Raw genomic sequence first — 21,332 nt, 5'->3', positions numbered from 1 at the left:
CAAACGGTGTGAGTTTTTTGCAAACTTGGCATTGTGTTTACACCAGATTGCAGGCTTCGACCTTATTTCGCGAGCGTTGTTTCATTTTGTTTGAGATATATAGGTTGCTTATACAAACGATAGGAAAGTGAATCACCCGGTGACTGAAAAAAGACGCCATGTTTGGCTAATGGAGCAGGCAAGCAATAAGTTTTGAGTGAGACGTTCAGTGTGCATTTTCAATATGGTCGCTATTGACAGTCATGCTATAAGTTTTTGAAGCATGTCAACTCCAACACTTTTTTATGACTTCAGGATGTCTGAATTAAGATGATCAGCAAGAAATATAGTTTTGATTTTGTCAGCAAATACTTGTGGCTTTTTAGTTTATTACTTAGCAGCGCCGCTTTTGCACAATCACCCTTTGAGCTTGCTGATGTGCTTACCGAGGCAGGGAAATCACATTCCTATATGGCCAAAGAAAAAGACCTAGAAGTGCCTGTTACCGTCATTCATGGTGCGGAGTCCGGTCCAGTTTTATTGCTAACGGCGGGTGTGCATGGCGATGAGTTTCCCGCTATTTTGGCCTTGCAACGGTTACGTGAAGAAGTCGATGCAAAGCAGTTAAAGGGTACCTTGATTCTCGTGCACCTAGCCAATTTACCGGGCTTTCATGCTCGTCGTGTTGCTCTGCATCCAGCGGATAATAAAAACCTGAATCGTGAATTTCCAGGTGATAAGAATGGCACGCCGACCGAACAGCTGGCTGAATTTTTTACCCGTGAATTCATCAGTAAGATGGACTTCCTTATCGATATGCATTCTGGTAGCTGGAATCAGCAACTACTACCACACGTTTATTCCCCCTTTGTAGATAGCGAAGAATTGGATGAGCTGACCTTTGAGTTTGCTAAAGCGACAGGTATGCAACATATCGTGATGTATGGTGAACGACCACGTGATCCAGCTAATTCAATTTCTTATCCGAATACGGCGATGACGCATGGAAAACCAGGACTGACCACTGAAATTGGTCATCTGGGTCAAAGTGATGAAGCGTTTGTTGAAGCGACGCTTGAACTGTCACGTAACGCGCTCTATTTTCTGGATATGTTGCCGGGTGAGCCGACCCCGCATCCAGCCCCTGTGATTTATGACAAACTGAAATCAGTCGTCAGCCCTGTTGATGGTTTATTTACTCCCCGCGTTGAAATTGGCAGTGTGGTAGAAAAAGGCACCATCGTCGGTGAGGTGAGAGATTATTTTGGCAATGTGGTTACTGAGTTAACTTCTCCAATAAACGGCACCGTGATGATGATTAACGAAACCCCACCTGTTAAAGCGGGTGAAAGTCCAATGACAATTGGGATAGAGCAGGAAGTTTAAGTCAGCATTAAGTAGACAAATATTGAATAACACCTCGGCCAATTAAACGTCTGGCCGAGGTGTTTATCGTCTTGGTGACAGCTATTACCAGCTAAGCTCTGGGTCGATACATTGATAAATTTGCCCCACACTCTGTTCAGTATTGAGTAGCTCATGGGCCAGTCTCGCTACTTCTTTCCGGTGAATCAAACCATGGACTTCCTGGTGTTGTGAAAGCTGACCGGTGTGGGTGAGATCACCGTCTTTCAGGCCGCCAGGGCGCAGAATGGTGTAATCAAGCGTACTTGTTTGCAGCCAGGACTCGGCTAGTGACTTCTCTCTTGCCGTTGCCCCAAACCCTTGTTTAGAGCGCTCAGACAAATATTGCCATGAATCACCACAACCTAGGGATGTCACCAGTAGAAAGCGCTTGATATCGTGAACTTCCATGGCATTAATCAGGTAGCGATGACCGATATAATCCACTGGTACGTCAGCACGATAACTGCCCATGGTCGAGATGACCCAAGCCTCTTTTGGCAGGCTGGATACCGTCTGTTCTACCTGCGATTGAATGGTGGCGTCACAACTTAGTGCCTGCACTTTTAGCTCGGCTAAACGTGGGTTTTTTGCGGGGTCTCTAGCGACACCTATTACTTCAAAACCCTGCTCATGAAAATACTCCACCATGGCAGCGCCTAAACCACTGGCCGCACCGAAAATAACAACCGTTTGCATACTTTCTCCTAGTTTGAACAGGTGATCAGTGTCTATTGATTCTGGAAGAAATACCAGTGACCCCATCATACAAATCCGGTAGAACTATGAATATGGAAAAAGTCATGGCTGGGAAACCATTTTGTCCTGATTTCTGCCCCAAAAACTGCACATCTAAAAACGTAACAACACGCATAGTGTTCAGTCACTGGCATCAATAAAACAAAAATAGATTCAACATCCATAGGAGAAAGTATGAGAGAAAGAGTAAGAATGCAGTTGCTGGTATTTATCACCTCAATAATGATGGGGCATGCTGCATTAGCTGAATCGCAAAAAGAGAGAAACAACCTGAACGGTTTTTGGGTGGAAACCTCTGGCAGAGGAGTATTGACGATTGACGGTGATATAGCGACTTTTTCTCCAAAGGGTGATTTGCAGGCTGAGGATCGATATCAGGTCGAGCAGAACGGCAATAAAGTGACACTGATGCCAGGCAAAAACAGTGTCACATTTCATAAAAAAATGACCACCAGCATTGACTGGGATAAGCCTCTGCTGAGCCTTAAACACAATCGTTATACATTCGTTCCGGCACCAGAAATAAAAGCTGCTGAGCTGGACGGTTACTGGGCTGAAGAAAGCAAAACAGGCAATACGTTGGAAATACGGGCGATGGAGTACAAAGATCAGGCGAGTCGCTATGATTTCTATTGGTGGAAGGTGAATAACGGCTATGCGAGTTTTCAACAAGGTGTGGATGAAGATGTACCACTCAAAATCGTCAATGGTTTTGTTTTTACTAACCCCAACTTATCTGATGCCTATCGTCACTACGCCATCAAACGTGAAGGTAACACCATTTATTATGTCGATAGTAATGGTGCAACCTGGTCGGAAACTAAAACCAAGACGCTCAAACAGTATCAACCACCCAAAGGTTATAGAGATATGACGGCCATCGTCGAGCAATATCAGTGATCTTCCTTCATCATGAATAACGCTTAATATTAAGGGGCTAAAGTGATGGCCCTTTTTTATTTCCCGTGGTGATAGTTTTATCCAGGTTAGTGACGTCTTTCACATTTGCAGATAAGGTAGAGCGACTTTATCATTTTCATAGCAATAAGGATGCGTATGCAGAGATTACTGACCTGGTTTGGACGACGAGAACTCGCATTTTGGATTGTGCTGCTATTGATGTCAGGCTCTATGTGGTTATTCATGGAAGTGGCCGACGAAGTCATGGAAGGTGAGACTCAAGCGATTGATGAAAGGATTTTGTTGTCTTTACGTCATGCTGATAACCCTGAAGAACTGTTGGGCCCACCCTGGTTAGAACAAGTCGGGCAGGACATCACCGCGCTTGGTGGTAATACCGTACTGACATTGCTCAGCGTTTGGGTGATGATTTTCTTATTACTGATTCATAAACGTAAATTAGCCTTGGTCGTTCTGCTGGCCACCGGCGGCGCATTACTTGCCAGCTTTATGTTGAAGAGTGGCTTTGACAGGGCAAGGCCGGATTTAGTGACACACGCCACCATGGTTTACACATCAAGCTTTCCCAGCGGGCACTCCATGTTATCAGCCAGTACTTACCTGACACTGGGGGCTTTGCTGGCACAGTTTCAAACCAGCTGGCAGGTGAAAATACTCATTATTTGTACATCTATTCTGCTAACAGTATTGGTCGGTATCAGCCGTGTTTATCTGGGCGTGCATTGGCCGACAGATGTTGTCGCTGGTTGGACGGTAGGTTCTGCCTGGGCCCTTATGTGTTGGTATCTGTCTCGTCAGTTTGTGCATGAAAAAATCGACACGGTGCCGAATGAGTAATCAGCTTTGAGTCACTCAACGACATATCAAATTCTGGCACGGATGGGCTATGCTGCCAGAGGGCTTATCTATGTCACTATCGGCGTGTTGGCTTTTCTCTCTACGCTAGGATTGGGAGGAGAAGAGGCGAGTAGCAAAGGTGCCATTCTCAATCTCAAAGAGCAGCCTTTTGGTCAAACGCTGTTAGTCATCCTTATTATTGGTTTGCTTGGCTACATTATTTGGCGCTTTACTCAAGGCATCAAAGATGCCGACGGGCATGGTCATTCGTTTAAAGGCTTGGTTGTGCGTGGTTCCTTAATCGTAAGTGCCATCACTCACAGTATTCTTTGTTACTGGACCATCAAATTATTGCTTCATAACACAGAGGACTCTTCTGGCGATTCGGCATCTTCCAGCCTCTCGGCCTATCTGGGATCAGACATCACGGCTTTCGTCGTTGGTATTATTGGCTTGATATTAGTTGGTGTGGGTCTTGCTCACCTGTTTAAAGGCTATAAAGCTCGATTTGAGCAATATATGGCCATACCTCAAGCACATTATCACTGGATGAAGAAAGTTTGTCAGTTTGGGCTGATATCGAGAGGCATCGTCTGGTGCATTATTGGTTGGGTCGTGCTGCGTTCCGCTTTTATTTCTGGCACCAGTGAAAATAAAGGGATCAGTGACGCGTTGGAATGGTTACAAACAACACCTTTTGGCAGTTGGCTCACCATGACGGTGGCTATCGGCTTAATAGCTTTTGGTCTTTATAGCTTTCTGGAAGCGGTATATCGCCGTGTTGAGCATTAGGCGATCACATACAGGGAATAATATATGCAGCACGCCTTGATACTGATTAACCCTCACAGCCGTAACGGCAGTGAAGATGCTTTGCAAGAAGCCATAGAAACACTAAAGTCTGGCGGGTTTGAGGTTTCAGTGAAAGAAACCGAAAGCGAAGATCACTTAGTCACACTCATTGAAAATTATGAAGATGAGGATGGTGTGATTATCCTCGCTGGTGGTGATGGCACTATCAGCACGGGGCTGGAAGCCATACATAAATATCAACGCACCATGGCGATATTCCCGCTGGGCACAGCCAATGATCTGGCGCGATCGCTGGGTGTACCACAAGATTTAATCGCCGCTGCACAAGTCATTATTGATGGTAAACGCGAACGGATCAGTCTGGGCAAAGTAAATAACCATTTTTTTGTGAATGTTGCTCATATCGGACTGGGCGTCGATGTCACCCGAGAACTCAGCTCTGATAGCAAGAAATGGTTTGGTGTGTTGGCGTATTTAGGCGCCTTCTTCAAAGCTTTCAAACGAAACAAAAGCTTTAAAGTCCATATCAAAACCGATGACTGGCAGAGCTCAAGCCGAGCTATTCACCTTGCTGTCGGCAATGGCCGATATTACGGTGGGGGCAATATTGTTGACCAGCGCTCTACCCTAGTAAACGGTCAGCTTCATTTGTTTTTTATCAAAGCACGACCATGGTGGCAATTGTTATTATTAGGACCTAATTTACGTGATGGGGCATTGGCAAATGAGCGTCATATCGTGCGCCACTCTGCTCAACACTTCAGTATTTACACCTCTAAACCCCAAGAGCTGGAAGCTGATGGTGAATTTAAAACCACGACCCCTGTCGAATTTGAGATTATCCCTGAAGCCATAGAGGCAATTGTCGGGGACATACCTACCGATTCTGGAGACGTTTAATATGTCGATAATACGAACAGATGCACAAGCTGATGCCCTGGAAATTCTGAAATTAATCATACAAACAGTCGATTTTTACCGTGCAATGGGTGAAGAATTAAGCAAAGAAAATATTCAGCACCAGCTGTTTGATATTGCAGACGAACGTGAAGCGTTCATTAACTCTTTTCAGCAAGTCACCAAAGAACTCGGCGACTTACCTTCCACACCCGATGCCGACAGAGAATGGATTGAAGAAATTGGCGGGAAACTGACTCAACTCTTTTCGGATGATCCTAAAAATGCGATTGAAGCAAAATGTCTTGAGAAAGATGAAGTACTTGCCAACCTTGTTAACACCACCACACTCGGTGAAGAGTCAGCAGAAATCAAACAACGCTTAGATTCACTCGAGCAACACCTGAAAAGCTCAAAAGCGCGTTTAGCTGGAGACTAGGACTAAGCTCACAGTGCTGATATTAAATTAGAACCCAAAGCGACCAATATGCTGGCACTATTTTTCACCATAAACTCAAACTGTTGGCCTTATAATTCCTTGAATAAAAATAACTTTCATTAATTATCAACGTGTTAGACTTTTTATAAATGAATTATAAGGCCGCCTGTTTAATATTTATTATGAGGCCACTGGCCTCATAAAACAGACTGTTAGCCCTACAAGCAGCGAGAAAAAACGGAGTATTATTTTTGTCTGAAAGTGACTTATATACTGGCTACAAAATCTGCGATGATCTTAACGCCAAGGAAAAGTGTTTTCGCCTTCACGAGTATGATGAAGGAAATTTCAATGAGCTATTCCATCAGCATGTACCAAAACATCGCATAAGTGCCGATAATGCTGGCGAGTTTATGAAAGCATTAGTTGTACGTCACTCACCACTTGGCGACCCAGAGATACTTCGAACATATATAAATAAGCGGGGTAAAAACCCAAGTGCTATTGAACTCGGTCAAGTAGTCGTAGAATACCCAGAACCAGGTGTATTGCGGAAATACTTTTCATGCGGGAACATCGCCGCTTGGTTTGATGAAGTTATCAGTCCAGCACAATTCAGGGCTGAAAGTAATGGTTAAATTAAAAGGGCTAACAAAACGTGCAATGAACGCCTGCGGCTGGACAGCTAAAAGCGCTGCTTCGCAGCAACGCTGCCCATTCACTCAGCGTTAGCATTCGAAAAGGAATTTTATGATTTGTCCTCATTGCAAAATTTCATTCTTTGAAGAGTGGTCGACTCCACATGCTATGGTTTGGAATGATAATCATGTCGCTCAGGGCATTAAAAGCTCCGCCTGCCCTAATTGCGGAAAATTGATTGTTCGAATAGTAGAAGGAAAACTGGATATAGATTCTGAAGACTTTGTAGAGGACAGTGAAGGAAAACATATATACGATGAAGAGTTTACTGTGTATCCAACTCAATCTGAACCTATGCTTTCTGAAGACGTTCCGGAAGATTACAAGACTGACCTGATTGAAGCTAAAGCTATTTTGGAATCTAGCCCAAAAGCTTCTGCTGCTATTAGCCGTAGGCTTCTCCAAGTCATATTAGAAGATGAGTTAAAAATCAAAGGCAACAACCTTTCTAAGCAAATCGACAAATTTTTAGAGCTTGATCATATTCCATCTCATCTTTCCAAATCTATTGATGCTGTTCGAGTAGTAGGTAATTTTGCTGCTCATCCAAATAAAGAAACTAATACCGGCTTAATTGTAAAGGTCGAACCAGGGGAAGCAGAATGGTTACTTGAGGTGATTCTCTCTTTATTTGATTTCGTTTTCATTCAGCCTAAGAGAATCGAAAAACGACGTAAAGAACTAAATGAAAAATTGGCGAAGATGGGGAAACCTGAATTAAAAGGGTAAAAAATGCTAACAAAAACACAAAATCAATAGGGTCAGAATGTTTGATTTTAGCCATTTTACACTGACCCAAATAACAAAGGATTTTTAATTTCAATCATTATGGACAAACATCATCATGCTAAAAAATTACCTTAAGCACGTACATCGTTTTCTTTTTATTGTTCTGGCAAGCATCTCCATGCAAGCCCTCGCTTCGGATAGCCTTATTCCTGAGCGTATCGAATCGTTTAAAATTAATGGTCTTTCACTTAACTCCTCAGTCGAAGAGTTCAAGGAACTCACAAAGAATGGCTTTAAATGTAGAGTTAAGGATCGTTTTGATGTTAATTATTGGACATGTCGTTCTAACCAGAAACAAAAAAACAAGATAAAGCTAATAGTGGGCGTTGATAACAATAAAATCGTATCAATTAACTACTCCAGTCAAAGCACCACAAATTCATTTGCTCAGTTAAGAAGTGACACCGCAGAATTGAATCAGGTATTGCTCGAAGAAGGTTTCGCTCACACAGGAAGAAATCCGAACGACAAAGAAATCTTTTTTTATAACAATGATGAATCGCCTGTCACGTCTAAGACAGAAATGTTTCTTAAGACTACGCTTGAGTGTTCAATGGAAAAACCAAGTATCTATGGCTTGGAAGTCACAATAATGACAGTTGGCCAGCTTGATAACGTCGGCGTGACGATGTACAAAATGCACTGCTAACAAAATTAAGTTGGCAGACCTTTGAGCTAGTACTGTGTTTCCTGTTATCAATCATATTTATATGAGAGGGTTTCCAATGAATTCAGCATCATTTAGTCAAATCGTCAAAACCATACTGACACTGTTGTTCATAGCCACAAATCTGGTTCCAATCGCCTCTGCGCGACAGGACTTACCTGAGTTAACAGCGGAACTGAAACAGAAAGCTATGGAGTGTCGTGCTGCACGCAGCGACTGTTTGCAAGCGTGTAATTTTCCATCGCGGGAGCTTGAGCGTGGCAGGGAGGTAGCGGATGCCGATATTCAAGCCTGCCGGGACGCCCATGCCAAGCTCGTACCTCAAACAACACCTGAACCAACATGGACGCCTGAATATGCTTCGATTCCGGATGTGGTTGGCGTCTTACGCTTTGGATCCTCAGTTAATGCAAAAGGGCGTGATGACTGGAAGCGTTACTGCCGCTCAGCCGCTATAGTCGGTGACGGTGCGCCGTTGAATATACCTAAAGGCGCCACCGTGAAGGTGTCAGGGATTCGCTATGTGACCAATCCTATTAATACCTTTGACTGGAGTAAGAACGCCTGCCGTGCAGATAGTGTTGAGGTTCTCAAAACACCTTAATTATTGTGGAGCTTGATACAACGGTGATGAGACATAATCAGTTGAAGTGTTGCCTTTGCCAGAAGCTAGGTGAGCAAGATGACCGCAGGGATTGAAGGATATGAGAGACATATCTCTCGCTTTATTGAAACCAGCCAAGCTTTGGATTTTCAAATCGTATGCAGAGATTTTGTTGAGTATTTACCCTCTGAAAAAAGTCATGTGCTGGATGTGGGGGCTGGCGCTGGCCAAAATGCAGCAGCATTAGATGAGCTAGGGTTTCATGTTACAGCCATAGAACCCATGCAGGAGTTCAGAATTGCCGCCCAGAATTTTTACAAAGCGTCATCTGTAAAATGGTTGGCTGGTAGCCTCCCTCATTTATCAATTCTGGATTCAGCGGATGCTCATAAATTTGAATTCGTTTTAATAGAAGGCGTTTGGCATCACCTAAACGACAAGGAAAGAGAGCAAGCCGCTGCCAGAATTTCTAGCATCGTAAAGCGAAACGGGAAATGCGCTATCTCATTGAGAAACGGTCCTGCCGGGATGGGAACACGTATGTTTCCTACTGATCCCATGCAGACTAGCGAGCTATTTAAAAAATACGGTTTTGATTGTATTTTTATGGCAAAAAATCAAGATAGCATTCTACCTAATAAGGAGAATGTAAAATGGTCACGCATCGTTTTACAAAAGCAATAGATAGATGCCTAACGAGTGAGTGTTATTGACTCGCTCGACAGAGGCTTTTTCTACGCTTTTATTAACTCTCAAATGCAGGCGTGACGATATTAATCTCCTGACCCTAACTATTCTGTATTAGAGAGTGGTTTGTCTTTAAACATCGATCCCCCCAATAACTTTGCCGCTACGGTGGCGTCGGTGGTTGAGGCATAATCGGTGCCTTTTCGGCATCTTTCTGTTTTTTATCGTCAGGATCGTCTGGTTGATATGTTCCTTCTGAGGGCTTTGGCGCCTCAGGCGTTTCTTCTGCTTCTTTTTCTTCTTCATCTGATAGCTTCATCGAAGCAGCGATAAGACTTGAAAAGTTTGTTGTGTTTTCGGTGTTTATATTTTGTAGTGTCATTGTATTGTTTCCTTGAATTAGTTAAAGAAGACTTCTCGCTATTACAAGAGTGAAACGACTTATTTGATAACGTTAAGTTGAGTAGGGTGAGAACCACTAATGGATGATATTGCGGTAGATATACATTATTTTTGAAGAGTGTTCTTCACTACCTATGAACTTTTACCCTAGCAAAATAGGTCACCTAACACAATTAACTGGGTTTCCCATTAACAGATGCACGCTTTATTCAGAGTGAGATAAACAGAGTGATGGCAGCGGTGGCTTCTGTTTACATACGGGTATAAGATGAACTTACCCAAACAAAATACTGGGGGAGTGAATGTGAAACGTAAAACATGCGTTTGTACTAGAAAAGCTGTGTAGGTCGTCAGATGTGCCAGAACGAGTCAGACCAGCCAGTTTACGTTGAAAGCGTTTTAGAACAGAAACTTAAACTGCTTTTTACGGCGAGCATTTTTTCCATTGCGATTAATGCCTTGCTAGGTTTGATACTGATTATTGTTCAACACCCAGTGATACCTTTATCGACTGCCTTAAGCTGGTACGGTGTATTGGCGATTGTTTTGATCTCACGATGTATTTTGTTGGTGTGCTGGCAAAGAGATCTCAACAAAGCAGAACTTAATCAGACTCGATGGCTACAGTACTTTCGTTTCAGTGTTTTGATATCGGGCATCATCTGGGGAATAGGTGGTGTCATCCTGATGCCTCAAGACAATATTGCCTATCAGGCATTTTTGTCATTTACCATTGGCGGGATAGCTTCGGGTGGTATGGCTTCACTCTCGGTGGACCGAAGATCGGTCGTGGCTTTTGTTCTTCCCACCATGTTTCCACATATTCTGATACTTTTTCTGCAAGGAGAACCGATAACATATGGTATGAGCGCCATGCTGGTGCTGTTTGTATTGTTTGTTTTTCTGGCGGCTAAAAAATCAGGCGAAACCTTCCTGGAAAATGCAAAGCTACGTATCAAAGCATTAGAAAGCGAATCACGTTTGCGAATGATGTTGGACTTTAGCCCCACTGCGGCATCCATTATTGATATCGACACACAAGAAGTGGTCTTTGCGAATAAAAGTTATGCCTCTTTAATCGAAAAGAAACATCAGGAAGCTATAGGCGTCACGCTTCGACGTTATTACGCGAATAAAGTTGAATATGATGATACGGTGAAGTTAATTGAGCATGGCCAGCATGTGAATAACCAGTTAGTTGAACTCTACTTCCCTGATAGCCAGCAAGCAACTAAATGGGTTATCGCCTCCTATCTTAAAATTGAATATCACAGCAAACAAATGATTTTGGCATGGTTTTTCGATATTACAGATAGAAAAGTTATGGAGGAGCATGCCCAGCACCTCGCTCATCACGATGCACTGACCGGGTTGCCAAATCGGATCTTGTTCAGAGAACGACTGCACTTGGCGATGACCATGGCAGAGCGAGATAAATACGCATTAGCCTTAATGTTTATCGATTTGGATGAATTCAAACCGATTAATGATACCTACGGACACGATGTGGGGGATGCCGTATTAATTCAGTGTGCCGAACGAATCCGTGCTCGTCTCCGTAAACCGGACTCAGTCGCCAGACTTGGTGGTGATGAGTTTGTCGTATTGCTGCATAAAGTCAGTGATGAACAGGCTGCCATCCACGTTGCTGAGAAAGTATTGGAGACATTGCAAAGCCCCATGACATTTGAAGATTTAACTGTCAGCGTCGGAGCCAGCATTGGCGTGGCGCTCTATCCTGTGCATAGTACTGAAGAGGATGGGCTATTAAATTGTGCTGACTTTGCTATGTACGATGCTAAAAGAAATGGGCGAAACCGGGTCAGGTTGTTTCAGAATGAGTATAAGTAGCTGACTTCTTGTCATGTAGCGTTTAAGTCATACAACAATTTCCACTCAAACCGGTCACTAACAGGCATAATTTGCAGAACAACTTCATTTACCTGCATAGGATTCAGCTTTGTTAAGTTATCGTCATTCATTCCATGCGGGTAATTTCGCGGATGTGTTGAAACATATCGTGTTGATCGAATTGCTTCAGCATATGGTGAAAAAAGAAAAAGCTTTTAGCTATATTGATACTCACTCCGGGGCGGGCTTGTATCACTTACGTTCGGACCACGCTGAAAAAAATCAGGAATATCAAAAGGGTATTACAAAACTGATGGCATTGGGGTGGCCTGAGCTACTGTCATATCAGACGGCAGTGAAAGCGGTGAATGCTGGCAATGAGCTGACGTTTTATCCTGGCTCACCTTTGTTGGCGACGCAGTATTTACGTGCACAGGATCAGGCGTGGTGCTTTGAGCTGCACCCAGAAGACAGAGTGTTTCTGGCAAATAATCTGCGTCCATTTAAGCAGGCACGTGTCAGAAGAGAAGATGGACTGAAAGGTTTACTGAGTTTATTACCACCTGATTCACGTAGAGCTTTAGTGTTGATTGACCCGTCTTATGAGATAAAGTCAGGTTACGACGAAGTCTTTCAGACTGTGCTGAAAGCCCATAAAAAGTTTGCCACAGGAATGTATGCAATCTGGTATCCGGTGGTGGACAGAGCGCGTATTAACCGACTGGATAAACAATTAATAAGTAGTGGCATCACCAATATACAACGTTATGAACTTGGCTTAGATGCCGATTCCTCCACACGCGGTATGACTTCATCGGGTATGTTTGTCATCAACCCACCCTGGCAGTTAATGGAAACCATGACGGCATTATTGCCTAAACTGGTGAACGCTTTGGGCGAAAATACCGGTGCGTTTTATCGGGCCGATATACTGGTGGCGCAGTAGAAAAGACGTTCTTCATCAGTGCTTCAATTATGGTGATATATCGGATTTTGGCAAAGATCATAGCGCACGGTTTCTTTCGTTTCTGTCTTCAACTATTCTAGCGATAACAAATATTTAGCATGATCATGCGGATCATCGGTGGGATGGCTGACAAATTTTCAGTAATCAGCATCTCTGAAACAAAAAGTTTACGGAGTAATAACAGTGCAGAAAGTAGCCATTTTGCAGCATGCGGAGGGTGAATGGATTGGCTCGATGCAGGGTTGGTTTGCTGATAAAGCGTTTGAGTTGCAGACATATCGCCTGGATTTTAATGAAGCATTACCGACGATTGATACCTTTGGTTGGTTATTAATCATGGGTGGTCCGATGAGTGTGAATGATGAAGACACTTATCCGTGGTTGCCTGCTGAGAAAAAGTTGATTAAAGAAGCGATTGAAGCCGGTAAAAAAGTGTTGGGCATTTGCTTGGGTGGTCAACTGATTGCCTGCGCAATGGGGGCGAAAGTTTACCAGAATGAGCAGCAGGAAATTGGTTGGCATACGGTCACAAAGACCGATGATACCGCTACCTGGATGCCTGATTCATTTGAACCATTAAGCTGGCATGGTGAGTGTTTTGAACTGCCTGTAAATGCGTTTCCCTTCGCGAGTAGTCTGATTACCCCTTATCAAGGTTTTCATCTGGGTAAATACGTCTGGGCACTACAGTTTCATTTAGAGGCAGAGCACGGTACGGTCGATGCGTTTTATGCTATCGAGAAGTCCTTGCCTGAAGGCGAATATGTGCAGAGTGAAGCGGAGTTATTTGATGACACGCCGTACCTACAACAGAGCCGTGAAGCGATTTTTGCGTTATTACATCAGATGAATGATTAAATAAATAGTCTAGTGACGCCTAGCGTGACTAGACTGTTTCTACGACTTCAAACGTCATACCCGCATGGATTTCACCATCACTCAGCACGTCGGCACGTAAGCCACTTTTATGCATAAAGGCTTTCACAACGTCTTTTTTAGCTATCGTGTCATTACTTATTAACTTGCCAAGCGTGGCGCAGGGCTCACACAGCTCGATACCCTTGAAACGCACACCACCAATCAGAAATTCTTTGTCGACCAGATCATTCAATCGGATGCCTTGGGTGATGACATTTCGTCGGGTATCGGCCAGTTGGATACGCTGCTGGTAATTATTGTTAAAGGCTTCGATTTCTTCCATTTCAATAAAGGTAATATTCTGCCCCGGCCACTGAGCACGATCAAAATTACGGTCACCAACGATGCCTTTACCCATGATGAGGTCGACCTTATCGACTTTAAACTGTTTTCCAAGATTGTGTTCAGCAATATAGATGGTATGAATCATGACCATGTCCTCAATAAAAAAAGGAGTGAACACCTAAGGTATCCACTCCAAGGAACAGATCGTTGAATAACACTCAGCTAGAGTTTCAGCACAAAGTGTTTGGTTATCGGTTCGATGATTTCCCAAGTACCGACAAAGGTGTTTTCAAACACCATGGATTCGCCAGCACTTAGAGTAAGAGGTTCACCACCTTCAGCCGTGACAATCGCTTTACCGGCCATGATGTGGACAAACTCCCAACCACCATAGGTCGCATGATAGGTGCCTTGAGTCGCTTCCCAACGACCTGACAGTATGCTGCCATCTTCGCTTTTGTATTCAATCCAGGTCTTCATGGTCGGGTTGCCGGTCTGTTTCACCCAGCCATCCAGATCCGACTCGATCGGCTCAACGGTTTTATCGATAATCTTGGTGACGCTTGTCATGATGTTCTCCAGTCCATATAGGTTGTTTAGGCTTCTTTCGCTACAGGAATTTCGCTCTTGTCTGAGAGATAAGCTTCCAGTGAGTCATCCAGTGCATCTATCCATGGGGTGTGATGTTTGGGTGACATGGTGCCTGTCATCAGTGAACGGTAGGAGTGATCACGGAAGGTCATAATGTTTTCTTTTTTATGATGTTTCCATTCAAGGAAGGTTTGGTTAACTGCCGGAATATCGAATGACGGATAGTCGGTCATATCAATCAGTTCCTGAATGTAATCGCCCTGATAGGTATACATTTCTTCTGCAGTGACCAGTGTGAGTTCTTTTTCACGCCATGCCATGCTGTCGGCTTTCATTTCTTCTTTTGATGGCAATGGAATGCGTCCCATAATTACATCACGGGCATACCAGGCTTGGGCATCAAACATATTGAAGCTGTACCATTGATCCTGCATACCAATGTAGAAGAATTTTGGATTGTCTTCCCATACCACCCCTTTATAGAGATCGAGCGGCCATAAGCGGTTATTGGTCACCAGACGCAGATCGTCATTGAGGAATGGGAAGTGGTGAATGTAGCCCGTGCATAAAATAATGGCATCAACGTTTTCAGAGGAGCCATCAGCAAAATAGGCTTTTTCCGTATCAACACGAACCAGATTGGGTCTTTCATCCCAGTTTTCAGGCCATTTATAGCCCATAGGTGCCGTGCGATAGCAGCTGATCAGTTTTTTCGCGCCGTATTTATAACATTGCGAACCGATATCTTCGGCGGAGTAACTGCTGCCCACCAGTAAGACGGTTTTATCTTTAAATTCCAGTGCGTCTCGGAAGTCATGGGCATGCAGAATGCGACCACCAAATTTGTCGAATCCTTCAAACTCAGGCACATAGGGTGTGGAGAAGTGACCGGTACAACAGACTACATAATCAAACTCTTCTGAGTAAATCGTGTCAGTGCTATGGTCCTGCACAGTGACGGTAAACGTCTGAGTGCCTTCGTTGAATTCAACATGACGAACAGCGGTATTAAAACGGATATATTTTCTGACGCCGGCTTTTTCAACACGGCCTTTGATGTAGTCCCATAACACTTCACGTGGCGGGTATGAGGCAATCGGTTTGCCAAAGTGCTCGTCAAAGGTGTAATCAGCAAACTCTAAACATTCTTTCGGACCATTAGACCACAGGTAACGATACATACTGCTATGAACAGGTTCGCCATTTTCATCTAAGCCGGTGCGCCAGGTGTAATTCCACTGGCCGCCCCAATCAGCTTGTTTTTCAAAACAAAAGAGTTCAGGGATCTCAGCACCTTTTTCTTGTGCGGACTGGAATGCTCTCAGTTGTGCCATACCACTTGGGCCTGCACCAAGTATCGCAATACGAGTTGCCATAGGGGTTCTCCATTAGTGTTATTTAGTCAATCATGCTGCGAAAATCGACAGCGCTTACCGACCAAAATAGCTCGCTTTGTTAGCGGGAGAAATCCTCTTGAGTGGGTATCCCAAAAGGGTAAAAGTGGGGGTAGATTAGCTTAGAAAACATCATCTTAATCAGCTGTTAAGACTCAGTAGTTAACAGTAGAATACCCTCCACACCAAGCACCATGCCGCTTTCCGAATAAAGGCCTCGGCCTTTATCCTGCACACTGACTTCTCTGCCATCTGCCCGGGTTAAACGGTAGTGAATATCAAAGGGTGAAAATGTTTCTAATGCCTGTTGTACATCCTCCCATACACGGGTGGCATCATCTGGATGAATAATAGACCCGAGCGAGACTTGTGACTGGTTTAGCATGCTCTCAGCTGTGTAGCCGGTAATGAGCTCACAGCCCTCACTCACATATTCCATACTCCAGCTGGCATTGTTTCTGGAGCGATACAACATGGCCGGCAGACGATCGACTAGGCTTTGTAAGCTCCGGTGGCTGGCATGACGCACTTCTTCATTTCGCACTTGTGGTGTGATGTCACACAAGGTGGCTGAAAGGGGATAGAGCTGGTCTTTATTGACAGATTGAATTCGCATTTCACACCAACGTAATTCACCACTCGCACTAATTAAGCGAAACCAGACTGTTTCATGCTGGTTTGGTGTGATTTTATTGAGTAGCTGTGACCAGCTAGGGAGCTCTTCTGGATGCAGAAAATCAGAAAACAAACGGCCAAGCGTTTGTTCAACGGGAATGCCGGTGATGGTTTCCCAATACTGATTAATAAATTGCACCTGATGCTGTTTGTCGAGTAACAACACCACATCATTCAAACTATTAAACAACTGCAGTAATTGTGTTTCTTCCGCTTGTGTTTGTGGATGACGGCGGGGCCATTTCAACAAGGTCATCTTTACATTTCCTTATCCAGCAACTCGGCAGAAAGGTTGCGGTGAGCCCAGGCTGCCAGTTCAAGTCGGGAGTGCAGGTTTATTTTACGCAACAGACTTTTTACATACACTTTAACCGTGCCATCACTAATACCCAGTTCACGGGCAATAAGTTTGTTATTTAGGCCTTTAGCTATAAAAAATAGCGTTTCACGTTCACGCTCAGTGAGGTGAGACAAAATGGTACTTGAGGGTGTGTCCTCATCTTCCTTATTTTCACGCAGATGACTGGCGAGAGAGGTGATGGCGCCGGCATTCATGGCGACATTCCCATGTAGAACCGACAGTAATTGCGACAAAATCTCATCAGGCGGTGTGTCTTTTTGCAGGTAACCATTAGCACCATAACGTAAGGCTTCGAGTAATTTATCCTGTTCATTACAAGCGGTGATAATGATGATTTTTAATTTATCGTCATGCTCACGCAGTTGTTTCAATACGCCCAGGCCCGACTTGCCGGGCATCTGCATGTCCAATAGTAAGATATCCGGGTAAGTATTCTCTATATTGTCGAGTAAGGCTTCAGCATTATCGTATTCGGCAATAACGGTCATTTCTTCACTGTCGTTGAGCAGTTCAACCACGCCACGACGAAATAAGGGGTGATCATCGACAACCACCACAGTAATTGGGGTATCACTCATTCATTCGCCTCCAGATCCAGGCTGAGATCAACCCGGGTGCCGCCTTCGGGACGGTTATTAATCTCTAAGCTGGCACCGATACGATCAGCCCGTTCTTTCATAATCTGCAAACCAAAACTATCACTTCGGGCGGCCTCTGGGTTAATGCCCGTTCCGTTATCTTCAATTTGAATATGTATGAGTGAGCTGGTTTTCAGGAGGAGTACCACACGTGCATGTGTGGCATGAGAGTGACGGACGATATTACTGAGGCTTTCACGAACGATATACAGCATTTGCATCGACTGCTGCGGTGACAACATATTTAGAGGCAGACGATTGTCCAGTTCGAATACGATAGCCGATTGATGTTCAAACTCTTTTATAGAATTAATCACACCCTGTGAAAGATTCTCACTTTGCATGGTCAGACGTGAGGAGGTAATCAGTTCGCGTGTTTGATGATAAGCGCATTGTGTATAGGAGGCTAAATCTTCTGTAATCGGTTTCAGTGAACTGAACTCATCCTGCTGACAGAGTTTATCCAGTTTCAGGCTTTTTAGACGTAAGTATCCTAATACCTGTGCCAGTGAGTCATGTAGTTCAGCCGCATACATCGCACGCTCGGATTCCAGGGCCTTTTTTAATTTGCTTTCCTTGTGATACCAGGCTTGTAAGCCTTTATATAAGGTGTTTTCAATGCTGGCGGTTTTCCACTTTAATTGTTTAGTACTTGGCACCGTGTCACGAAATAAAAATAAGGACCAGACGGTCAGATTGTCGTGCTCGAATAAACGGTTGGGGGCGACAGTCAGGCCATCTACTTCCATCATGTCACTGGTATTGGGTGCCTTACCGACAGTGAATAAGTGATGTAATGACTGCATCAGTTTTGCTGGTGGCGCTTGCTCCAGACCATGATGCATAAAGGTTTCAGAAGTAGACGGGTTACTGAACAAAATCAACAGCTCTGCTTGCTGTTTATGCGGAAATAGATCCTCCATCAGGGATTGGAGTGATTTTAGTACAACGGGCAGGGTTTCACTGATATGTTCAGCGGTGGCGAGTTTAAAGGCTAAGTCATTGAAGTCTAGAGAGGGTAATTCCTTATTTTTGGTGACAGCGCGTACTGTTTCACCAAACCAAGTCTGCCCATCTATCCAGCTTTTGAGTTTGATATTGATCATCTGTATTACCTTCGCAACGTCCACACCAGAAATGGAGTGGTCTGTCTTACGTTTGTTTTGTTCTGTAACAGCAGATTTTGTGCCATTTCACTGAGTATTTGCCGGGTTATAACTAATGGGATACTCCATCAGGAGGATTGAATTATGTTTACTGAAGGTAAATATTGTTAAACCTAGAGAAATTTATTTTTTTGTCAGACAGGCAGAACAATATTGTGCACTTTTCTGGTTCAGAGCCTGTTGAGCTTGCACCAGAGATGAACAAAAATCACGCCGGCTTATCGCTGGAAGACAAGGTAAAACATGTTAGAAATGATCGAAGAAGAATGGGATGAAGAGCGGTTTCTTAATCTGCAATCGCCGATAGATAGCCAACAATTTCGAGTTGAGGGACAGCAAGCGATCCGCTTGTCGTTACATGTGGGGGATGTGCTTGAAATCAACAGTGTCGATGGTGAACAGCCCGGCGAGTTAATTGTGTTGGATAAGCAAGGACAAGTGGTGCCTCAGTTATTAGATGCCCGCTCGCCAGTCAATGCAGAACATATTCAAAGGCAGTTGCAGCAGGAAGATCTGGCTGCGAAGGCCTTAGCTCAACAGTTCAACAGCTGGCAGATTCATCCTGAGCAGTATCAGACGGTATTACGTGTTGAAGGTCATGAGTCTCCAAGCTTTGTTGCCTATGCTGACTTAACGGTCGTCATTGTCGCCGCTGGGGCCAGTATGTCTATCGAAGAACATACACCACCGACTGAATTACAGGTAGTGGTGAAATATGCGGATCCGTTGGCCGAAGTGCTACCTGAGCCACTAGCTGAGATCAAACAAGAAATACGCATTCCTCGTGCATCTGCTCGCACCTATGAAGTAAAAAAGGGCGAATGGATTCAGATTATCGATGTTTCTGGTAAGCAATGTTCTGACTTTATCGCCTTTGACAAACAGGCCTTAGAGAATGGTGAAGAGCTCGGATTGGACGCCACCGCGACGCGAACCGTTATAGGCTTGAGTAATCCTGTGCCTGGTCTGCATTCCCGTTTTCTGGGACCGGACATGATGTCGATGGTCGAAGTCGTACAAGACACCGTTGGTCGTCATGATAGTTTCCTCTTCGCCTGCACAGCCAAATATTACGAAGACAGTGGTTATTTTGGTCACATCAGTTGTACTGAAAACTTCAATAACGTACTCAAGCCATATGGCATCAAGCCTCGTGCTGGATGGCCAGCGATTAATCTATTTTTTAATACTGGTATTGAACCTTGCGGCACGGTGTTTATGGATGAGCCCTGGTCTCGTCCTGGTGATTATGTACTGATGAGGGCAGATAAAGATCTCGTTTGTGCCTCATCAGCTTGTCCTGATGATATTGATCCGGCAAATGGCTGGATTCCGACAGATATTCACGTCCGCATTTATGGGGAAGAACACTCTTTCCCTCGTTCTATTGCCCATCGAATTACTGCTGAGGAGCATCCTCGTATGACCAAAACATCTGGCTTTCATAGCCGTACATCTGCCTTAACCAAGAAATTTATTGAATATGCCGGCTATTGGGTCGCAGCTGAGTATGAAGGTTGGGGTGCCAACGCAGAATATCTGGCGTGCCGTGAACGCGTTGCCGTACTGGATTTAACCCCCCTTCGTAAAATCGATATTACTGGTCCTGATGCAGTGGCCTTTTTGCAGTATGTGCTGACACAAAATGTACGACGTATGGCGGTGGGTGAAATTGCTCACTCAGCGATTTGTCTGGAAACCGGCGGCATGATTGATGACGGTACTATTTTCCGTATGGCTGATCAGGCTTATCGCTGGTTCTGTGGTGATAGTTACACCATGGTCTGGATGGCTGAAAAAGCCAAAGAAAAAGGCTTTAAAGTCAGCATTCGTAACGCAACGGAGCAGATTCATAACCTCGCTGTACAGGGGCCAGATAGTCGCGAATTACTCAGCCAGATTATCTGGACATCAGAAAGTCAGACCTCAGTAGAAAAACTGAAGTGGTTTCACTTCACCATTGGGCGTTTAGGTGGGCCTGATGGTGTGCCCGTGATGGTGTCTAGAACCGGTTATACCGGTGAGTTAGGTTATGAAGTCTGGTGTCATCCGGATGCGGCTGAATCTTTATGGGATGCAGTGTGGCAAGCAGGGCAACCCTTTAATATCGCCCCGATGGGCTTTGATGCACTGGATATGTTACGTATTGAAGCGGGTCTGAGCATGGCGGAATATGAGTTTGGCCCAGATGTCACTCCATTTGAGGCGGGAACCGGATTCAGTGTGCCATTAAGTACAAAAGATGAGGATTTTGTCGGCCGTGAAGCATTGGCTCGGGAGAACCCAGAAAGCCGACACAAATTAGTTGGCCTGATTCTTGATGGTGGAGATCCTGCAGCTCATGGTGATTTGGTGTATCAAGGTCGATTTCCAGTAGGCATTGTGACAAGTGCCATTATGTCGCCTTTGTTAGGTAAACAAATTGCGATGATTCGTGTTGCCCCGGAGTTTGCAAAACAAGACACACGGCTGGAAGTAGGTAAGCTGGATGGTATTCAGAAACGTTTGGGAGGTCTGGTCACAAAACTGCCTTTTTATGACCCAAAACGTGCTCGGCTGCTTTCCTAGGTTCAGCCTTTATAACTGTTT

23 protein-coding genes are annotated in these 21,332 nt (G+C 44.4%); 15 read left to right on the top strand and 8 right to left on the bottom strand.

The window, feature by feature from the left end; translation table 11 throughout:
- The first annotated feature begins 309 nt into the window (after positions 1-309).
- The gene (locus B3V56_RS10175) at positions 310-1,365 is read left to right on the top strand and encodes a succinylglutamate desuccinylase/aspartoacylase family protein (protein ID WP_289284243.1); all 1,056 of its coding nucleotides are present in this window, start codon (positions 310-312) and stop codon (positions 1,363-1,365) included.
- A gap of 84 nt (positions 1,366-1,449) precedes the next feature.
- Here B3V56_RS10175 and B3V56_RS10170 read toward each other — a convergent pair whose 3' ends face one another.
- A complete protein-coding gene (locus B3V56_RS10170; protein WP_289282602.1) occupies positions 1,450-2,082 on the bottom strand; it encodes an SDR family oxidoreductase in 633 nt (210 codons plus the stop codon).
- Positions 2,083-2,316: 234 nt separating this feature from the next.
- Here B3V56_RS10170 and B3V56_RS10165 point away from each other — a divergent pair, with 234 nt between their 5' ends.
- The 10 genes from B3V56_RS10165 (at position 2,317) to B3V56_RS10120 (ending at position 9,492) form a co-directional block, all read left to right on the top strand.
- Positions 2,317-3,042, top strand: a complete 726-nt coding sequence (locus tag B3V56_RS10165) for a hypothetical protein (RefSeq protein WP_289284242.1) — start codon at positions 2,317-2,319, stop codon at positions 3,040-3,042.
- Between the two features lie 156 nt (positions 3,043-3,198).
- Positions 3,199-3,900: a phosphatase PAP2 family protein gene (locus tag B3V56_RS10160; protein ID WP_289284241.1), complete on the top strand. Its 702-nt coding sequence runs from the start codon at positions 3,199-3,201 to the stop codon at positions 3,898-3,900.
- 6 nt (positions 3,901-3,906) lie between these two features.
- A complete protein-coding gene (locus B3V56_RS10155; RefSeq protein ID WP_289284240.1) occupies positions 3,907-4,692 on the top strand; it encodes a DUF1206 domain-containing protein in 786 nt (261 codons plus the stop codon).
- A gap of 24 nt (positions 4,693-4,716) precedes the next feature.
- Positions 4,717-5,613 (top strand): lipid kinase, encoded by an 897-nt coding sequence (locus B3V56_RS10150; protein ID WP_289284239.1) that lies wholly within the window; start codon positions 4,717-4,719, stop codon positions 5,611-5,613.
- Between the two features lies 1 nt (position 5,614).
- Positions 5,615-6,049, top strand: a complete 435-nt coding sequence (locus B3V56_RS10145) for a hypothetical protein (protein WP_289284238.1) — start codon at positions 5,615-5,617, stop codon at positions 6,047-6,049.
- A 251-nt stretch (positions 6,050-6,300) separates the two neighbouring features.
- Positions 6,301-6,687 (top strand): hypothetical protein, encoded by a 387-nt coding sequence (locus tag B3V56_RS10140; protein WP_289283488.1) that lies wholly within the window; start codon positions 6,301-6,303, stop codon positions 6,685-6,687.
- Between the two features lie 112 nt (positions 6,688-6,799).
- A complete protein-coding gene (locus tag B3V56_RS10135; RefSeq protein ID WP_289283489.1) occupies positions 6,800-7,477 on the top strand; it encodes a DUF4145 domain-containing protein in 678 nt (225 codons plus the stop codon).
- Between the two features lie 115 nt (positions 7,478-7,592).
- Positions 7,593-8,186 (top strand): hypothetical protein, encoded by a 594-nt coding sequence (locus B3V56_RS10130; protein WP_289284237.1) that lies wholly within the window; start codon positions 7,593-7,595, stop codon positions 8,184-8,186.
- Between the two features lie 76 nt (positions 8,187-8,262).
- On the top strand, positions 8,263-8,808 hold the full coding sequence (locus tag B3V56_RS10125) for a hypothetical protein (RefSeq protein ID WP_289282538.1): 546 nt from the start codon (positions 8,263-8,265) through the stop codon (positions 8,806-8,808).
- Positions 8,809-8,886: 78 nt separating this feature from the next.
- Complete coding sequence (locus tag B3V56_RS10120; RefSeq protein WP_289282539.1) at positions 8,887-9,492, top strand: methyltransferase domain-containing protein; 606 nt, start codon at positions 8,887-8,889, stop codon at positions 9,490-9,492.
- Between the two features lie 166 nt (positions 9,493-9,658).
- On the opposite strand, the gene B3V56_RS10115 is transcribed toward B3V56_RS10120, so the two are convergent.
- Positions 9,659-9,877: a hypothetical protein gene (locus tag B3V56_RS10115; RefSeq protein ID WP_289282540.1), complete on the bottom strand. Its 219-nt coding sequence runs from the start codon at positions 9,875-9,877 to the stop codon at positions 9,659-9,661.
- A gap of 374 nt (positions 9,878-10,251) precedes the next feature.
- Here B3V56_RS10115 and B3V56_RS10110 point away from each other — a divergent pair, with 374 nt between their 5' ends.
- The 3 genes from B3V56_RS10110 (at position 10,252) to B3V56_RS10100 (ending at position 13,573) form a co-directional block, all read left to right on the top strand.
- Complete coding sequence (locus tag B3V56_RS10110; RefSeq protein ID WP_289284236.1) at positions 10,252-11,748, top strand: sensor domain-containing diguanylate cyclase; 1,497 nt, start codon at positions 10,252-10,254, stop codon at positions 11,746-11,748.
- 109 nt (positions 11,749-11,857) lie between these two features.
- Positions 11,858-12,694 (top strand): 23S rRNA (adenine(2030)-N(6))-methyltransferase RlmJ, encoded by an 837-nt coding sequence (locus B3V56_RS10105; RefSeq protein ID WP_289284235.1) that lies wholly within the window; start codon positions 11,858-11,860, stop codon positions 12,692-12,694.
- A 204-nt stretch (positions 12,695-12,898) separates the two neighbouring features.
- Positions 12,899-13,573 carry a type 1 glutamine amidotransferase gene (locus B3V56_RS10100; RefSeq protein ID WP_289284234.1) on the top strand — a complete coding sequence of 225 codons (675 nt, stop codon included), beginning with the start codon at positions 12,899-12,901 and terminating at the stop codon, positions 13,571-13,573.
- 28 nt (positions 13,574-13,601) lie between these two features.
- On the opposite strand, the gene B3V56_RS10095 is transcribed toward B3V56_RS10100, so the two are convergent.
- From B3V56_RS10095 to B3V56_RS10070, 6 genes are all read right to left on the bottom strand, one after another.
- Positions 13,602-14,063 carry an MOSC domain-containing protein gene (locus B3V56_RS10095; protein WP_289284233.1) on the bottom strand — a complete coding sequence of 154 codons (462 nt, stop codon included), beginning with the start codon at positions 14,061-14,063 and terminating at the stop codon, positions 13,602-13,604.
- 77 nt (positions 14,064-14,140) lie between these two features.
- Positions 14,141-14,488 (bottom strand): cupin domain-containing protein, encoded by a 348-nt coding sequence (locus B3V56_RS10090; protein WP_289284232.1) that lies wholly within the window; start codon positions 14,486-14,488, stop codon positions 14,141-14,143.
- 26 nt (positions 14,489-14,514) lie between these two features.
- Positions 14,515-15,885, bottom strand: coding sequence for an NAD(P)-binding domain-containing protein (locus B3V56_RS10085; protein ID WP_289284231.1), 1,371 nt, complete (start codon positions 15,883-15,885; stop codon positions 14,515-14,517).
- A 166-nt stretch (positions 15,886-16,051) separates the two neighbouring features.
- Positions 16,052-16,834: a PAS domain-containing protein gene (locus B3V56_RS10080; RefSeq protein ID WP_289284230.1), complete on the bottom strand. Its 783-nt coding sequence runs from the start codon at positions 16,832-16,834 to the stop codon at positions 16,052-16,054.
- A 2-nt stretch (positions 16,835-16,836) separates the two neighbouring features.
- Positions 16,837-17,517 carry a response regulator gene (locus B3V56_RS10075; protein WP_289281691.1) on the bottom strand — a complete coding sequence of 227 codons (681 nt, stop codon included), beginning with the start codon at positions 17,515-17,517 and terminating at the stop codon, positions 16,837-16,839.
- The gene (locus B3V56_RS10070) at positions 17,514-18,683 is read right to left on the bottom strand and encodes a sensor histidine kinase (RefSeq protein ID WP_289281690.1); all 1,170 of its coding nucleotides are present in this window, start codon (positions 18,681-18,683) and stop codon (positions 17,514-17,516) included. The genes B3V56_RS10075 and B3V56_RS10070 overlap by 4 nt, the downstream gene beginning before the upstream one ends.
- A 303-nt stretch (positions 18,684-18,986) precedes the next feature.
- Here B3V56_RS10070 and B3V56_RS10065 point away from each other — a divergent pair, with 303 nt between their 5' ends.
- Positions 18,987-21,311: a DUF1989 domain-containing protein gene (locus B3V56_RS10065; protein WP_289284229.1), complete on the top strand. Its 2,325-nt coding sequence runs from the start codon at positions 18,987-18,989 to the stop codon at positions 21,309-21,311.
- Positions 21,312-21,332 lie beyond the last annotated feature (21 nt).

The sequence above is a fragment of the Methylophaga sp. UBA2513 genome (genome assembly GCF_002341285.1).
Lineage (GTDB): Bacteria > Pseudomonadota > Gammaproteobacteria > Nitrosococcales > Methylophagaceae > Methylophaga > Methylophaga marina.
Note: the sequence above shows the minus strand (reverse complement) of the source record. Positions and strands in the feature narration are given on the sequence as shown.

Coding starts and splice junctions, on each gene's coding strand:
- B3V56_RS10175 (WP_289284243.1), top strand. CDS start 310: ATGATCAGCAAGAAATATAGTTTTGATTTTGTCAGCAAATACTTGTGG.
- B3V56_RS10170 (WP_289282602.1), bottom strand. CDS start 2,082: ATGCAAACGGTTGTTATTTTCGGTGCGGCCAGTGGTTTAGGCGCTGCC.
- B3V56_RS10165 (WP_289284242.1), top strand. CDS start 2,317: ATGAGAGAAAGAGTAAGAATGCAGTTGCTGGTATTTATCACCTCAATA.
- B3V56_RS10160 (WP_289284241.1), top strand. CDS start 3,199: ATGCAGAGATTACTGACCTGGTTTGGACGACGAGAACTCGCATTTTGG.
- B3V56_RS10150 (WP_289284239.1), top strand. CDS start 4,717: ATGCAGCACGCCTTGATACTGATTAACCCTCACAGCCGTAACGGCAGT.
- B3V56_RS10145 (WP_289284238.1), top strand. CDS start 5,615: ATGTCGATAATACGAACAGATGCACAAGCTGATGCCCTGGAAATTCTG.
- B3V56_RS10135 (WP_289283489.1), top strand. CDS start 6,800: ATGATTTGTCCTCATTGCAAAATTTCATTCTTTGAAGAGTGGTCGACT.
- B3V56_RS10130 (WP_289284237.1), top strand. CDS start 7,593: ATGCTAAAAAATTACCTTAAGCACGTACATCGTTTTCTTTTTATTGTT.
- B3V56_RS10125 (WP_289282538.1), top strand. CDS start 8,263: ATGAATTCAGCATCATTTAGTCAAATCGTCAAAACCATACTGACACTG.
- B3V56_RS10120 (WP_289282539.1), top strand. CDS start 8,887: ATGACCGCAGGGATTGAAGGATATGAGAGACATATCTCTCGCTTTATT.
- B3V56_RS10115 (WP_289282540.1), bottom strand. CDS start 9,877: ATGACACTACAAAATATAAACACCGAAAACACAACAAACTTTTCAAGT.
- B3V56_RS10110 (WP_289284236.1), top strand. CDS start 10,252: ATGTGCCAGAACGAGTCAGACCAGCCAGTTTACGTTGAAAGCGTTTTA.
- B3V56_RS10095 (WP_289284233.1), bottom strand. CDS start 14,063: ATGATTCATACCATCTATATTGCTGAACACAATCTTGGAAAACAGTTT.
- B3V56_RS10090 (WP_289284232.1), bottom strand. CDS start 14,488: ATGACAAGCGTCACCAAGATTATCGATAAAACCGTTGAGCCGATCGAG.
- B3V56_RS10085 (WP_289284231.1), bottom strand. CDS start 15,885: ATGGCAACTCGTATTGCGATACTTGGTGCAGGCCCAAGTGGTATGGCA.
- B3V56_RS10080 (WP_289284230.1), bottom strand. CDS start 16,834: ATGACCTTGTTGAAATGGCCCCGCCGTCATCCACAAACACAAGCGGAA.
- B3V56_RS10075 (WP_289281691.1), bottom strand. CDS start 17,517: ATGAGTGATACCCCAATTACTGTGGTGGTTGTCGATGATCACCCCTTA.
- B3V56_RS10070 (WP_289281690.1), bottom strand. CDS start 18,683: ATGATCAATATCAAACTCAAAAGCTGGATAGATGGGCAGACTTGGTTT.
- B3V56_RS10065 (WP_289284229.1), top strand. CDS start 18,987: ATGTTAGAAATGATCGAAGAAGAATGGGATGAAGAGCGGTTTCTTAAT.